The sequence below is a fragment of the Streptomyces sp. NPDC017979 genome, from assembly GCF_044328175.1.
Taxonomy (GTDB): Bacteria; Actinomycetota; Actinomycetes; order Streptomycetales; family Streptomycetaceae; genus Streptomyces.
The window spans coordinates 350,001-365,492 of the sequence record NZ_JBIRGU010000006.1 but is presented as its reverse complement, the minus strand read 5'-3'; the positions used below and the strand labels follow the sequence as shown (position 1 = coordinate 365,492).

General features: G+C 72.5%; 6 protein-coding genes. 4 read left to right on the top strand and 2 right to left on the bottom strand.

The window, feature by feature from the left end; translation table 11 throughout:
* From ACH4E8_RS19475 to ACH4E8_RS19465, 3 genes are all read left to right on the top strand, one after another.
* On the top strand, positions 1-2,940 hold a 2,940-nt coding region (locus ACH4E8_RS19475), incomplete at its 5' end, for an amino acid adenylation domain-containing protein (RefSeq protein WP_398449742.1).
* Positions 2,941-3,012: 72 nt separating this feature from the next.
* Complete coding sequence (locus ACH4E8_RS19470; protein ID WP_398449740.1) at positions 3,013-4,044, top strand: ketoacyl-ACP synthase III family protein; 1,032 nt, start codon at positions 3,013-3,015, stop codon at positions 4,042-4,044.
* Between the two features lie 14 nt (positions 4,045-4,058).
* Positions 4,059-10,718: an SDR family NAD(P)-dependent oxidoreductase gene (locus tag ACH4E8_RS19465; RefSeq protein ID WP_398449738.1), complete on the top strand. Its 6,660-nt coding sequence runs from the start codon at positions 4,059-4,061 to the stop codon at positions 10,716-10,718.
* A 103-nt stretch (positions 10,719-10,821) separates the two neighbouring features.
* Here the strand turns inward: ACH4E8_RS19465 and ACH4E8_RS19460 are convergent, their stop codons facing one another.
* Positions 10,822-11,421 carry a LuxR C-terminal-related transcriptional regulator gene (locus tag ACH4E8_RS19460; RefSeq protein ID WP_398449736.1) on the bottom strand — a complete coding sequence of 200 codons (600 nt, stop codon included), beginning with the start codon at positions 11,419-11,421 and terminating at the stop codon, positions 10,822-10,824.
* A 526-nt stretch (positions 11,422-11,947) separates the two neighbouring features.
* Between ACH4E8_RS19460 and ACH4E8_RS19455 the strand changes: the two genes are divergently transcribed.
* Positions 11,948-13,495, top strand: coding sequence for an acyltransferase family protein (locus ACH4E8_RS19455; protein ID WP_398449734.1), 1,548 nt, complete (start codon positions 11,948-11,950; stop codon positions 13,493-13,495).
* A gap of 167 nt (positions 13,496-13,662) precedes the next feature.
* Here ACH4E8_RS19455 and ACH4E8_RS19450 read toward each other — a convergent pair whose 3' ends face one another.
* Positions 13,663-15,267 carry a DHA2 family efflux MFS transporter permease subunit gene (locus ACH4E8_RS19450; RefSeq protein ID WP_398449732.1) on the bottom strand — a complete coding sequence of 535 codons (1,605 nt, stop codon included), beginning with the start codon at positions 15,265-15,267 and terminating at the stop codon, positions 13,663-13,665.
* Between the last annotated feature and the right edge of the window lie 225 nt (positions 15,268-15,492).

The window sequence follows — 15,492 nt, the reverse complement described above, 5'->3', positions numbered from 1 at the left end:
GACCACCAACACCTCAGCCTCACCCACATACACAACACCACCAACCACACCCAACTCTTCAACACCACCACCGTCTTCGAAAACTACCCCCTTGACTCAGCAGGACTGGGGCAGTCGATCGGGGACCTGCGCATCGTCGACGTGCAGGCCCATGACGCCACGCACTACGCGCTGAGCCTCACCGTCGTGCCGGGGGAACGCCTCGGGTTGAAGTTCGGCTACCGGCCCGACCTCCTCGACCGCGAAACCGTCGAGAACATCGCCGCCCGTCTCATCCAGTTCTTCGACGCCATCGCCGAGGACCCGCACATCCGCATCAGCGAGCTCAAGACCCTCACCCCGGAAGAAGAGCGTGCTCTCGCCCGGTGGAACGACACGGCCCGTGACATCGAGCCCTGGTGCTGGCCCGACCTCTTCGAGCAGCACGCAGCCGCCACCCCGTGGGCCCCGGCGCTCAGTCACGGTGCCACCACGCTGACCTACGGCGAACTGAACGAGCGCGCCAACCAGTTGGCGCACCTCCTCGTCGCCCGCGGCATCGGGCCCGAGGACGTCGTCGCCCTCGCCCTGCCGCGTTCGCCGGAGATGGTCACCGCCATGCTCGCCGTGCTGAAGGCCGGCGCCGCCTATCTGCCCGTCGATCCGAGCTACCCGGCCGACCGCGTCGCCTTCATGCTCACCGACGCCCAACCGGCCCACCTCCTCACCACCACCGAAACCGCCGCCCACCTCCCCGACACCCCGACCCCCCGCCTCCACCTCGACACCGCACACCAACAACTCGCCGCACACCCCCGCACCAACCCCACCGACGCCCAGCGAACCGCACCGCTCGTGCCCCAGCACCCCGCGTACGTCATCTACACCTCCGGCTCCACCGGCCGGCCCAAGGCCGTCGCCGTCCCCCACCGCGGACTGCACTCCCTGGCCGCCGTGCAGGTGGAGAGCTTCGGGCTGACCAGCGACAGCAGGGTGCTCCAGAACGCCTCCCCCAGCTTCGACGCCACCGTCATGGAGTGCCTGATGGCGTTCGCAGCGGGCGCCACCCTGGTGGTGCCGCCGCCCGGCCCGCTCACCGGCGAACCGCTCGCGCACCTCCTCGCCCGGCAGCGCATCACGCACGCGCTGATTCCGCCCACCGTCCTCGCCACGCTCCCCGAGGACCAGCAGCTCCCGGCCCTCACCACGCTCGTCGTCGGCGGCGAACCCTGCCCGCCCCAGCTCACCGCCCGCTGGGCGGCGCGGCGGCGGATGGTCAATGCGTACGGGCCCACCGAGGCCACGGCCTGCGCCACCCTGTCCGATCCGCTGACGGCCTCGACGGCGCCGCCGCCCATCGGGCGCCCGAACCCCAACACGTGCGTCCGGGTGCTCGACACCGCGCTGCGCCCCGTGCCGCCCGGCGTCACCGGGGAGATCTACCTGTCCGGCGGCGGGCTGGCCCGCGGCTACGTCAACCGGCCGGGGCTGACCGCCGAACGCTTCGTCGCCGACCCGTACGGACCGGCCGGCGCCCGCATGTACCGCGCCGGCGACCTCGGTCGTTGGGACGCCGACGGCGCCCTGCACCACCTGGGCCGCACCGACCACCAGGTCAAGATCCGCGGCTTCCGCATCGAACTCGGGGAAGTCGAAGCAGCGCTGGCCGGCCACCCCGACGTGGCCCACGCCGCCGCCCGCACCCACACGAACCGGACGGGGCAGACGCATCTGACGGCGTACCTGGTGCCGGCGGCCGACGGCGGCCTCGACACGGAAGGCGTACGGAACCACCTCAAGGCCGTACTTCCCGAGCACATGGTGCCCGCTGCGTACGTCGTCCTCGACTCGCTGCCGCTGAGCCCGAACGGGAAGCTCGACCGCGAGGCCCTGCCGGCGCCCGACTTCACCGCCGAGGTCACCGACCGGGCGCCCCGCACCCCGCACGAGCAGTTGCTCGCCGGCCTCTTCGCCGAGGTGCTCGACCTGCCCCGGGTCGGCATCGACGACGACTTCTTCGCGCTCGGCGGGCACTCCCTCCTCGCCACCCGCCTGACCAGCCGCGTCCAGTCGACGTTCGGCGTACGACACACGATCAGGGCCGTCTTCGAGCACCCGACGGTCGCCGAGCTGGCCCGGCACCTCGACGCCGGCGAGGCGGCAGAAGGGGCGGACGCGCTGGGCACACTGCTGCCGCTGCGCGCCCGGGGCACCGAGCCGCCCCTCTTCTGCATCCACCCCACCAGCGGTCTGAGCTGGTGCTACGCGGCACTGCTCGGCGGCGTCGGCGCGGACCGCCCCGTCTACGGGCTCCAGGCGCGCGGCATCGCCCGGCCGGAACCCCGTCCGTCGACGCTGACGGAGATGGCGGCCGACTACGCGGCCGAGCTGCGCGCGGTGCAGCCCACCGGCCCGTACCACCTGCTGGGTTGGTCCTACGGAGGGGTGGTCGCCCACGCCGTCGCGGTCGAGCTCCGTCGCCAGGGCGAGGACGTACGGCTGCTGGCCCTGTTGGACGCGTACCCCGACGCGCCGTTCGCGCCGGCCGACGGCACCGGGCACGAGCGGGCCGCCCGTGAGCTCTTGTTGGAGCGCGCCGGTCTCGACCCCGCCCGGTCAGGCTCGACCGACGCGGCAGAGCTGCTGGCCTTCGTCGAGGCGGAGAGCAATCTGTCGGCGCACCTGGAGCCGGCGCACGTGCGCGCGCTCGTCGACGTCGCCGCCGACAACCTCCGGCTCCTCGCCGACCACCGGCCCGGGACCTTCGACGGCGACGTCCTCTTCTTCACCGCCACCGCAGGGCGCGCGGACGGCGCGCCCGACGCCGGCGCCTGGGCGCCCCACGTCGGCGGCGCGCTGACCGACCACCCCGTCCACTGCGAACACCTGCGGATGACCGAACCGGCGACGCTGCGGGACATCGGCGCCGTCGTCGCCCGCCATCTGAAGGACCTTCCGTAACACCGTCCCTACAGCAACCTTCCGCACCACCCCCGTCCCCACACACCCCGGCGCACCACGCAAGGGAGTCACATGCGGCCGAAGGATCTCTACGTCAGCGGGTTGGGCGCTCATCTGCCGGAGCGGATGAGCAGCCGCCGCGCGATCGAACTGGGCTTGTACGACGAAGCGTCGATGCTGGACTCGGGCGTCACGGGCACGCTCGTGGCCGGTGACACCCCGCCCGTCGACATGGCGGTCTCCGCCGCCCGCGACGCCCTGAAGCGGGCCGGGTGCGAGGCGTCCGCGGTGGACTTCCTCATCCACTCCTGCGTCCTCGGGCAGGGTCCGACGATGTGGTACCCGGGCGGGTACGTGCTGCGGGAGCTGGGCTGCGAGGACGCCGCGGCGTTCGAGGTGCGCCAGGGGTGCAACGGCATGCTGGCCGCCCTGGAGCTGGCCGCCGGCCAGTTCGCCGCGGACCCCGACCGCACGACGGCCCTGCTGACCACCGCCGACAACTTCACCTCCCCCCAGGGCGACCGCTGGCGGGGCTACGGCCCCGGCACGGTGATCGGCGACGCCGCCAGCGCCATGGTGCTGTCCACCGCCGGCGGCATCGCACAGGTCCGCGCCGTCAACCAGTGCGTGCTGCCGGAGTTCGAGGGCCTGCACCGCGGCGGCGAGCCGCTGTTCGACGCCAGCGGCCGGGAGACCATCGACATGGTGGCGCGGGCCCGTCACTTCGGCCGGGCGCACCGGCCGTTGAGCGAGGTCAACGAGGTCATCGCGGAGCGACAGGCGGACGTGGTACGACGGTCCCTCAAGGAGGCCGGGATCGACGTCGGGGACGTCGCCAGGGCGATCTACGTGAACCAGGGCCAGTACCTCGTCGGGCAGTTCTTCCTCGATCCGCTCGGCCTGCCGGAGGAGAAGTCCACCTGGGACTTCGGCCGCACCGTCGGCCACCTCGCGGCCAGCGACCACGTGGTGGCGCTGGACCACCTCGTGACGACCGGGCAGGTCGGCCCCGGGGACCACGTGCTGCTCGCCGGCGCGGCGCCGGGGTTCGTGGTCAGCAGCGCCGTCCTGACGATCAGCGCGAACGCCCCGTGGGCCATCTGAGGAGGAGTACGACGATGACGAACCGCAAGAACCGCAAGCCGTCGCAGACGAAGGTCCCGAACGCGCAGGCGTCCGGTGCGGAGGCGTCGGTGCCCGAGCACGCGATCGCCGTCGTGGGCCTGGCGTGCCGGTTCCCCGGCGCCGCCGACGCGGCGGAGTTCTGGTCGTTGCTGCGCTCCGGCGCCGACTGCATCACGGAGGTGCCGTCGACCCGCTTCGACATCGACGCGTACTACGACCCGCGCCCCGGCACCCCGGGGAAGATCATCACGCGGTACGGGGGCTTCCTCGACGACGTCGACGCGTTCGACGCCGACTTCTTCGGGGTCGCGCCGCGCGAGGCCCAGCACATGGACCCGCAGCAGCGGCTGCTGCTGGAGACGGTCGCGGTGGCGGTGGAGGACGCCGGACTGACCCGGGAGCGGCTGACGGCGGGCCGCACCGGCGTCTTCGTCGGCTCCATGGGTCGCAACTACTGGGAGTCCATGAGCCGGCGGGGCGTCCTGGACGTGTACGCCAACGCGGGCACGGCGCCCAGCATGCTGTCGGGCCGGCTGTCGTACGCCTTCGACCTGCGCGGCCCGAGCCTCACCGTGGACACCGCCTGCTCGTCGTCGCTGACGGCGGTGCACATGGCCTGTCAGAGCCTGCGCAGCGGGGAGTCGACGCTCGCGGTGGTCGGCGGGGTCAATCTGGTGCTCGCGCCGGAGGAGAGCGTCACGTTCTCCGACGGGCGGATGCTGGCGCCCGACGGCCGCTGCAAGTTCGCCTCCGCCTCCGCCGACGGATTCGTGCGCAGCGACGGCGTCGGGGTCGTCGTGCTCAAACCGCTGCGGCAGGCGGTCGCCGACGGCGACGCGGTGCGCGCGGTGATCCTGGGCTCCGCCGTCGTCAACGACGGGCACGGCGGCAACGCGCTGATGGCGCCGGCGGAGTCGGGGCAGCGGGAGACGCTGGTCGCCGCGTACCGGGACGCGGGCGTCGACCCTTCGCAGGTCGACTACGTGGAGGCGCACGGCACCGGGACCCCGGTGGGCGACCCGGTGGAGTTGGGTGCGCTCGCTGCTGTGCTGGGCGAGGGCCGGCCGGCCGACCGGCCGCTGCTCGTCGGCTCGGCCAAGACGAACATCGGGCACAGCGAGGGCGCGGCCGGGGTCGCCGGGCTGATCAAGGCCGTACTGGCGTTGGAGCACGGCGTGGTGCCGCCCAGTCTGCACGGCGCCGAGCTGACCGGGGCCGTCGACTGGGATTCGCTGGCGCTGCGGGTGCCGCAGCAGGAGCAGGAGTGGCCGCAGGGCGAGCGGCCGGGGCTCGCGGGCGTCAGCTCGTTCGGGATCTCCGGCACCAATGTGCACGTGGTGTTGGGGGCGCACCGCCCCGCACCGACGACGGAGCCCGCGGAGCCCGTGGAGCCCGCGGGTGCGGAGCTGCCGCGGCTGCTGACGCTCTCCTCCCACCAGCCGGGGACCCTGCGCCGGGTGGCGCAGGACTACCAGCGGTGTCTGGAGGGCGAGGGAGGCGCGCTGCCGCTGTACGACGTGTGCGCGAGCGCGGCGACCCGCCGCGACCACCGGGAGAGCCGGCTGACGCTGGTCGGCTCCAGCCACAAGGAGCTGGCGGACAAGCTCGGGGCGTTCCTCGCCGACGAGCCGAGCGCCTTCGTGCAGTCGGCGGACGACGTGTACGAGGAGCGCGCCCAGGTCGTGTTCGTCTTCCCCGGGCAGGGGTCGCAGTGGGTCGGCATGGGGCGGGAACTCCTGCGCACCGAACCGGTGTTCCGGAACGCGTTGGAGGAGTGCGACGCGGCGATCCGCGCCGAGGCCGGCTGGTCGGTGATCGAGCTGCTGACCGAGGGCGAGGGCGAGTTGGAGGGCGTCGACGTCATCCAGCCCACGCTGTGGGCGATGGAGGTCGCCCTCGCCGCGGTGTGGCGTTCGTGGGGGCTCGCGCCGGACGTCGTCGTCGGGCACAGCATGGGCGAGGCGGCGGCCGCCGTCGTCGCGGGCTCGTTGAGCGTCGCCGACGGGGCCGCGGTCATCTGCCGCCGCAGCGCGCTGGCGAAGGAGGTCGCGGGGCGCGGGGCGATGGCCTCGGTGGAGCTGAGTGCCGAGGAGGCGGAGCGGGAGTTGGCTCCGTACGCGGACCGGGTCTGCGTCGCCGCGGTCAACGGGCCGTCGTCGACGATCCTGTCCGGGGACGGCGACGCGATGCGCGAGGTCCTGGTCGCGCTCCAGAAGCGCGGCGTGTTCTGCCGGCTGGTGCGGGTGGACTTCGCCTCGCACGGGCCGCAGGTGGAGCCGTTGCGCAAGCCGCTGCTCAAAGCGCTCGGGTCGCTCCGGCCGCGCGCCGGTGACGTGCCGATGTACTCCACGGTCGACGCGGAGACCGTCGACGGGACCGCGCTGGACGCGGACTACTGGGCGCGCAACCTCCGTCAGCCGGTGCTCTTCGGGCCGGTGGTCGAACGGCTCCTGGAGCGCGGTCCGACGGTGCTGGTGGAGATCAGTCCGCATCCGATCCTGGTCCCGGCGATGCGCGAGTACGTGGACGCGGCCCGGGGCTCCGGTGTGGTCGTGGGCTCGACGCGGCGCAACGAGCCGGAATCGGCGCGGCTGCTGGACTCGTTGGCGTCCGTGCACCTGAGCGGCCACCCGGTCGACTTCGACCGGCTGTTCGCGCCGGGTGCGCCGTACGTGCGGCTGCCCGGGCCCGCGTGGGAGCGGCAGAGCTACTGGTTCCCGCAGGAGTTGCCCGTACGGGCCGTCGCGTCCGGCACGGGGCATCCGCTGCTCGGTCCGCCGGTGCCCGGGGCGGACCGGGTGTGGGAGGGCCCGGTGGACCTGGCGGCGAACGCGTATCTGAAGGACCACCAGGTGCAGGGCGTGGTGATCGTGCCGGGCACGGCGTACGTGGAGTTGGTCGCGGCCGCCGCGCACTCCTCGTTCGGCTCGATGCCGGCGCTGCGGGACGTGACGTACCACCGGGCGATCTATCTGACGCCGTCGGACGAGCCGCCGTTGGTGCGCGTGGCGATCCTCGCCGGCGTCGACGGGGCCTGGTCCTTCGAGGTCAGCAGCCGCTTCCCGGACGACGTGGAGTACACCCGCAACGTCAGCGGGACCCTGGAGTTCACCGAGCCCGGCGCACCCGGCGGGGCGGACCGGGAGGCGGTGCGGCAGCGCTGTCAGGAGCTGTCCGGCGCGGAGTTCTACCGGCGGTTCGCCGAGAAGGGGAACCAGTGGCTGGGCTCCTTCCAGGGCGTCAGCGCCCTGTGGCGCAGGGACGGCGAGGCGCTGGCGCGGATCGTGGCGCCGGACTCCATCGCCGCGGCGGACGACCCGCACCACTTCCATCCGGCCCTGCTGGACGCCTGCGGGCACACGCTGGCCGCCGCGATGGAGGGCTTCGGCCGGCCCAGCGAGCACGACGCGTTCGTCCTAGGCGGCATCGGCCGGGTGCGGCTGTACGAGCGGCCGCGCGGCCCGGTGTGGAGCCACGCGGTGCGCACCGGCGCGGATGCGGAAGCCGTCGTCGGGACGGTGGAGGTACGGAGCGAGGAGGGCGCCTTGATCGCCGAGATGGAGGGGGTCAGGCTGCGCTTCCTGGTGCCGCAGCGCGAGGCTCAGCAGGCGGCGCGGGACGCGGACGGTTGGCTGCACGAGGTCCTCTGGCGGCCGGCCCCGGCGCTGGCCCCGCCGGTGCGCGCCGACGGCTACTGGCTGGTGTTCGCCGGCGGCGGGCAGCGCGCGACCGACGTGCTGGTCCAGCGGCTGGGCGGGCGCTGCGTCGTCGTGACGGGCGGCGGCGCTCGGGCGGCGGGCGCGACGGGCGGCGCCTTCGCCGAGGTCGCCCTGGACCGCTACCGGATCGACGTGGACTCGGCGGCGGACTACCGCAGCCTGCTGGCCGCCGTGCGGGAGCGGACGGGCGACGCGGTGTGCGAGGGGATCGTGCACGCGTTCTCGCGCGAGGCGCGCGATCCCGTCGAGACGGGGTCGGTGGGCGAGGCGGTCGCGCAGGCCGAACGGCTCGGCTGCCTCAGCGTGCTGCACCTCGTGCAGGCGTTGGACGAGGCGAACTGGTCCGTCGGCCGGCTCTGCCTGGTGACCGAGGGCGCGCAGCACCTGCCGCACGCCCCGGGCCCGGTCTCGGTCGGCCAGGCGATGGTCTGGGGGCTGGGCCGGTCGCTGGCGCAGGAGTACCGGCGGTGGCGGTGCACCCTGGTGGACCTGCCCGCCGGGGCCGGTGACCGGGACGTCGAACTGCTGGCCGCGACGCTGCTCGGCGACGGCGGGCGCGGTGACGGCGGTGGCGGCGAGGGCCAGTTCGCCTTCCGCGACGGCGGCCGGTACGTGCCGCGTCTGGTGCCCCGGCGGCCCGCCCGCACCCGGTCCGGGGCGCCGCACGGTGCGCGTCCGGAGCGGTACGAGATACGCAACCGCTCCGTCGGGCTGCTGGACGAGATCGACCGGGTGCCGGTGCCGGCCCGTCGCCCGGGGCCGGGCGAGGTGGAGGTCCGGGTGACGCACTCGGCCCTGAACTATCGCGACGTCCTCACGGCGATGGGCGCCTACCCCGGCCTGGAGGAGGGGGCGAAGCTCGGTTGGGAGTGCGCGGGCGTGGTGACCGCGCTCGGCGCGGGCGCGGCCGGGGTCGCGGTCGGCGACGAGGTGGTGGCGCTGGCGGAGGGGGCGCTCGCCAGCCACGTCGTGACCAGCGTGCACCTGGTCGCCAAGGTCCCGGCCCGGCTGTCGGTGGAGGAGGCGCTGACGCTGCCGGCGGCGTACCTCACCGCGTACTACGGGCTGTTCGAACTGGCGCGCCTCGCGCCCGGCGAGCGGGTGCTGATCCACGCCGCGACCGGGGGCGTGGGGCTCGCCGCGGTGCAGTTGGCCCGCTGGCGGGGCGCGGAGGTGTTCGCGACGGCGGGCAGTCCGCAGAAGCGGGCGCTGCTCAAGGCGCTCGGGGTGCGGCACGTCGCGGACTCGCGGACCACGGACTTCGCGCAGCAGTTCACCGACGCGACCCGCGGCGCCGGGATGCACGTCGTCCTGAACTCCCTGTCGGGCGAGGCGATCCCGCGGAACCTGGCGCTGCTCGCGCCGTACGGGCGGTACGTGGAGCTGAGCAAGAAGGACCTCATCGAGAACAGCCCGATCGGGCTGCTGCCCTTCTCCCGGAACTTGACGTTCCACTCGATGGACCTGGTGGACATGCTCCGGACCCGCCCGGAGCAGGCGGGCGCGCTCTTCGACCGGGTCCTCGAACTCGTCGACGGGCGGGCGATCGAGCCGCTGCCGTACGAGGTGTACGACGGCGAGGACGTCGAGTCCGCGTTCCGCCAGATGGCGCGGGCACGGCACGTGGGCAAGGTCCTGGTCCGCTTCGACGACCAGGTCGAACCGGTCCGACCCGTCGAGCCGGCCCGAGCGGTCGCCGCTCCTGTGACCGTCGGGACGAGCGCCGTAGCGGGCGACGGGTGGACGGCGTCCGAGGGGACGTACGTGATCACCGGCGGGCTCGGCGGCATCGGGGTGGAGCTGGCGAACTGGCTGGTCGAGCGGGGCGCCAAGGACCTGGTGCTGCTGGGCCGCAGCCCCCTCGGCGGGCGCGGGCACGTGCTCGGCGCGCTGGCGGGATCCGGGGCCCGGGTGACGTACCACCCGGTCGACGTCGCCGACGAGGCGGCGGTGCGCACGGTGCTGCGGGAGGTGGCGGAGGGCGGACGGCCGCCGGTGCGGGGCGTGCTGCACGCGGCCGGGGTGATCGACCTGGCGTCGGTCGCGGAGCTCGAACCGGAGCGGTTCGACGCGATGGTGCAGCCGAAGGTCGCCGGGGCGTGGGCGCTCCACCGGGCCTTGGCGGGAGTGGAGTTGGAGTTCTTCGCGCTCTTCTCGTCGGCCTCGTCGGTGCTCGGCTCGCCGCGGCTCGGGGCGTACGCCGCCGCGAACGCCGGGCTGGACGCGCTGGCGCACCACCGGCGGAGCCTGGGCCTGCCGGCGCTCTCGGTGAACTGGGGCTTCTGGTCGTCGGTCGGCATGGTCGCCCGCTACGCCGCGGAGCACGGCCGCGACCTGGCGCCGCAGGGCATGGAGAGCTTCACCCCGCGGGAGGGCATCGGCCTGCTCCAGGGGCTGTTGACGGAGCCGGTCGGGCAGGTCACGGTGGTCGCCGCGGACTGGGGGCGGTGGCGGAGCGCGTACCCGGACGCGGCGCGGGACTCCCTGCTGACGGAGGTGATGGCGGGCGACGCCCCCGCGGCGCGCCCCTCGCCCGCGCAACCATCGCCCGCGCACCCCTCGCCCGTACGGCCCGCTGCGGTGCACGTCGCACCCGTGACCGACGCACCGACGGCCGTCGCACCCACCGCCGTCGCGCCGGTCGAGCGGCCCGTTGCACCCTCGGCACCCGCCGCCGTCGCGGGGGCCGGTGCGGAGTCGGTGCACGAGTTCCTGACGGAGCGGCTCGCCAAGGTGCTCGCCCTGCCGGCCCAACGGCTCAGCGCCCGCAAGCCGTTGAACCGTCAGGGTTTGGACTCCCTGATGGCGACGGAGGTGCGCAGCGAGGTGCAGCGCACTTACGAGGTCACGGTGCCGATGGCGAAGATGCTCGGCGGCCAGAGCCTGGCCGACCTCGCGGAGTTCATCACGGCGGAGTTGGCCGAGCGGTCGTGAGGTGACGACGGGCACCGGGGCCTGGGCGAACCTTCGCCCGGGCCCTGCGTGCCGTCGTGCCGCTTCCCCCGTACCGCCTGTGCCGCCGTTCCCCCGGCCGCCGTCAGACGACCGACATGCCGAGCCGTCCGCTCAGGGAGGCGGAGCGCCGGACGATCCCCGCTTCGTACGCGAAGATCACCGCTTGGACGCGGTCCCTGAGGTCGAGTTTGCCGAGGATGTTCTGCACGTGGGACTTGACGGTCGACTCGGCGACCCCGAGGCCGGTCGCGATCTCCGGATTGGAGAGCCCCTGGATCATCAGCTCGAACACCCGTCGTTCCCGCTTGGTCAAGGACCGCACCTGGTCCAGGGTCTCCGGCGAGGCCCCTTTGAGGGAGACGGAGGCCGCGGCGAGGCTGCGCGCCACGTCGGTCCGGATCGGCATGTACCCGGCGGCGGTCACCCGGATCGCCGCGATCAGGTCGCTCGGGCTGACGCCCCGGCCGAGGACGGTGCACCGACCGATCCGCAGCAGGCTGATGGCCTGGTCGTCCGGCGACGGGACGAGCACGATCAGATGGACCGGCCGTGCGTCGTTGGACTGGGCGGCCAGCCGCTCGGCGAGCACCAACGTCTCGCGCGACACCATGCGTTCGCTGCACAGGATGACGTCGGGCTTGCATAAGGAGGCGACCCGCTGGGCCTCCCCCGGCGAATCCACGTCCCCGACGATGACAATTCCGGGATCCCTACCCAATACCGCGTGCAGTCCGGCACGCTCCAACTGGTCTTCGGATATGAGAAGGACCCCGATCTCCCCCCGACTCACCATCCCCTCCCCCTTTCACCTGCGGTTCGACAGCACAGGAAGGTTGCTCCCAGCAAGCGTCAATGAACCGTCACATTTCAGCCATATGAAAGTGACCACGAAATTCGTACCGCGACCATGAACTCCACACTAAATCCAATATTTACCTTCTTTGCCTCCCCTTGACGTGCCCCCTAATGGCCTGAATCCCTCCCTTGTGGGCGTTTCCAGCCCCGCGCCGAGCCCCTGACGGTCCGCCGCCCCGCCTCCCTACCCGGCGGTACGGAGGGTCGCGAATGCAGCGTTGGGGCGGCCGGCGCCGTACCGCTTCCGACTGGCAGCGGCGGCCGTGCGAACACTTCCCAGGGGACGGTGCGGGCCGTTGGGCGAACTCCGCTTCCGTCGGCCCGCCTTGACACTCTGACCTGTACCGAAGAACATGTCAGGGACTCTGGGGACATCTGTCCGGCACCCCGTTCCGCTCCTTCGCCCACTTCCTTCGCCCGCCTCTTCGCGCGGGCGCCCGGGCGTTCGACCACGGCCGTGCCGTCCCCACCGGCCCGCGATCTCCCCGACCGCGGACGCAGGGCATCCGGCGCACTCCTCCAGCGCAGCCCGTCCACCGCACCGACCGCGGGTCGAAACGGCCCCGACTGCGAGTCGAAACGGCGCACTTCACCGCTCCATGAAAGGACCATACGGAATGGACAGCGAATCTCCCGGCTCTTCCGGCGCTTCCCAGGGACGCGAAACCCTACCCTCCCTGACCGGATTACGGTGGGTCGCCGCATTCCTGGTTTTCGGACTGCACTTCACGGCACTACAGTTGGGCACCCCGCTCGGGGCCCCCGCTCCGTCCGCGATCGACGAGGGCGTCCTCGACGTCTTCGGCACCGGATTCATCGGGGTCTCGTTCTTCTTCGTGCTCAGCGGCTTCGTGCTCACCTGGTCCACCCCGACGGACCGGCCGGCCCTGCTGTTCTGGCGGCACCGGTTCGCCAAGGTCTTCCCGGTGTACGTCGCCGCGTCCGTCCTCGCGGTGGTGTTGACGTTCGTCTCCATGGACATCTGGCCGAGCTGGCGCACCACGCTGGCGCACGCCTTCCTGCTCCAGGCGTGGATCCCCGACCAGTCGTACGTCTTCGGGCTCAACCCGGTGATGTGGTCGCTGAGCGCGGAGGCGTTCTTCTACCTCTGCTTCCCCGCGCTGCTGGTGGTGCTCGTCCGGGCGAGCACCCGGGCGCTGTACGTCACGGGCGCCGTCTGCGTGGCGCTGACGCTGGGCGGACCGACGCTGGTGGGGCGCGTCTTCACGCTGAAGACGCCGGAGCCGACGCCGATCGTGCCGATGGAGGGCTACGACAGCCAGTTCATGCTCTGGTTCACCGAAGTCTTCCCGATGATGCGGCTGACCGAGTTCGTGGTCGGCATCGTCGTCGCGCTGTTGGTGCGCCGGGGCGCCTGGCGGGGGCCGAACGCCCACGTGGCGCTGGCGATCTGCGTGGTCGCCTTCGTCCTGAACCGGGAGTTGCCGGAGCCGCTGCAACGGGCCGCCGGCATGCTCGTTCCGTTCGCGCTGCTGATCGCGGCCATGGCGAACGCGGACCGGGAGGGGCGGTGGACGCCGTTCCGCGGCCGGACCATGGTGTTCCTGGGGAAGATCTCGTTCTGCTTCTACGCCGTCCACATGGTGCTGATCCTCAACACCTTGGGGCGGATCCGGCCCTGGCTGGTCGACCTCGGGCTGCTCTCCCGACCCGACCAGGCGCTGCCGGCATGGGGGGTACTCGGCTGCCTCGTCGTGTACGCACTCGTCGCCGGGGTGGCCGCCTGGGTCCTGTACCGCTGCGTCGAGGTGCCGATGACGCGGCTCATCCGGGGGCGGCCGCAGACCGCGAAGCCGCAGCCGTCCGATCGACCGGACGCTGAGGGGCCCGACGAGGAGGGGGCCGACGCCGAGCGCCGGGTGGGCAGTTCGACGGCCTAGGCCGTGCCTTCCACATGAGTGGACCCGGTCGGAGAGTACGGGGGATGTGACTCTCCGACCGGGTCGGCCCGGGTGCACCGGCGCTCGGCCGGTGCCGGTGGTGCGCGTCGACCGGGGCGCCCCGCCCGTGCGGGACTTCGGGGGCGGCCCGGGTCGACGCGGCTCGATCAGTGCGGGCTCGGCTGCGCCTTCGCGGCGTCCTGCTCGCTGGCCTCCGAACCCGTCTCGCCGCCGCCCTTGCGGCTGGAGACGGTGAGGGTCGCCAGCAGCGCCAGCGCCAGCAGACCGGCGCAGATGTAGCTGGAGAGCTGGATGGCGTCGGACATCGCCTCGCGCGCCGCTTCCGCCACCGACGCGGTCTCGGGCTTGGACGCGAAGGACGGGATGACGGAGCCGGCGCTGTCGGTGACCACTCCGCTCAGCCCCTCGGCCTCCTTCTCCGGCATTCCGGAGCCGGTGAGGCTGTCGCGCAGCTTGCTGGTGAGGGTGCTGAAGAACAGCGTCGTCAGGACGGCGATGCCGAGGGCCGCGCCCAGTTCGCGCGAGGCGCTCTGGATGCCGGAGCCCTGTCCCGCGCTCTCGACCGGGACGTCCACCAGGACGATGTTGGTGACCTGCGCCGTGGCGAAGCCGACGCCGACGCCGTAGATGAAGAGCGCGATCGCGATCGCCCACCAGGAGGTGTCGGTCGCCGCGACCAGACCCAGCATCACCAGACCGGCAGCCTCCAGCAGCAGACCGATGCGCACCAGGCTCAGCGGGGTGGCCGTCATCGAGAAGCTGGCGCCGCTCGCACAGAAGCTACCGGCGGCCAGCGCGACCAGCGCGAGGCCCGCCTCGAAGGCGCTGTAGTCCAGGGTGAACTGGAGCCACAGCGGCATCACCGCGATGATGCCGAACTCGCCGAGGCCCACGACCAGCGTCACCACGTTGCCGTTGCGGAACGAGGCGATGGAGAACAGCCGGGTGTCCATCAGCGGCTCTTCGTTCCGCTTGCTGAGCGCCGACTGTCGCAGCCAGAAGGCCACCAGGACCGCGATGGAGAAGACGAAGGAGACGAAGACCGGGGACAGCCCGCCGCTCCACTCGATGCCGCCGATCTCCAGCGTCTTCGTCGTCATGATCCAGCCGTAGGAGCGGCCCTCGATCAGGCCGAACGCCAGGAAGCCGAGGCCGACGGCGGAGAGCACGCCGCCGAAGACGTCGATCTTGCCCTCGGTGCGGGGGGAGGCCGGCAGGTAGAGCAGGGCGCCGACGATGATCAACGCGATGATCGGGATGTTGATGCCGAAGGCCCAGCGCCACGAGATGTCCGCGAGCCAGCCGCCGAGCAGCGGGCCGACGGCCGCGGCGGCACCGATCGTGGAGCCCCAGACGGCGAACGCCTGACCGCGCGCCTTGCCCGTGAACGTGGCGTTCACCAGGGCCAGCGAGGTCGGCAGGATCATGGCGCCGCCGATGCCCTGGAGGAAGCGGGCCAGGATCAGCAGGCCGCCGTTCGGCGCGATGGCCGCCACCAGGCTGGTCACGCCGAAGATGACGAGACCGATGAGGAAGATCTTGCGCGCGCCCTGGATGTCCGAGAGGCGGCCGGTGATCAGCAGGAGCGCCGCGAAGATGATCGCGTAGGACTCCTGGACCCATTGGGCCTCGACCGAGGTGACGTCGAGGTCCTCGATGATCGGGGCGAGGATCACATTGACGATCGTGATGTCCACCACGATCAGGGCCACGCCCAGGGACACGGCGACCAGCCCTAGCCACTGACGCATGGAAGGGGTTTCTTCTGTCACGATTACATTCCTCCACCCTGGTGTATCTTCACTGTAAAGGTAATTAGGTCACCGGGTGGTTGTCAAACCGTCGAGTGGGACGCGTCACGTTTCGCCCCGTTCGCCTCGCCCGGCGCGCCGTCCGCGGCCTGCGGAAGCTCGTCGCCGGCGGCCCGCAGAAAAAGGCGGGGCCGGCGCGCCCCGTGGGTGCGCCGGCCCCGCCGT

Coding starts and splice junctions, on each gene's coding strand:
- ACH4E8_RS19470 (WP_398449740.1), top strand. CDS start 3,013: ATGCGGCCGAAGGATCTCTACGTCAGCGGGTTGGGCGCTCATCTGCCG.
- ACH4E8_RS19465 (WP_398449738.1), top strand. CDS start 4,059: ATGACGAACCGCAAGAACCGCAAGCCGTCGCAGACGAAGGTCCCGAAC.
- ACH4E8_RS19455 (WP_398449734.1), top strand. CDS start 11,948: ATGTCAGGGACTCTGGGGACATCTGTCCGGCACCCCGTTCCGCTCCTT.
- ACH4E8_RS19450 (WP_398449732.1), bottom strand. CDS start 15,267: ATGCGTCAGTGGCTAGGGCTGGTCGCCGTGTCCCTGGGCGTGGCCCTG.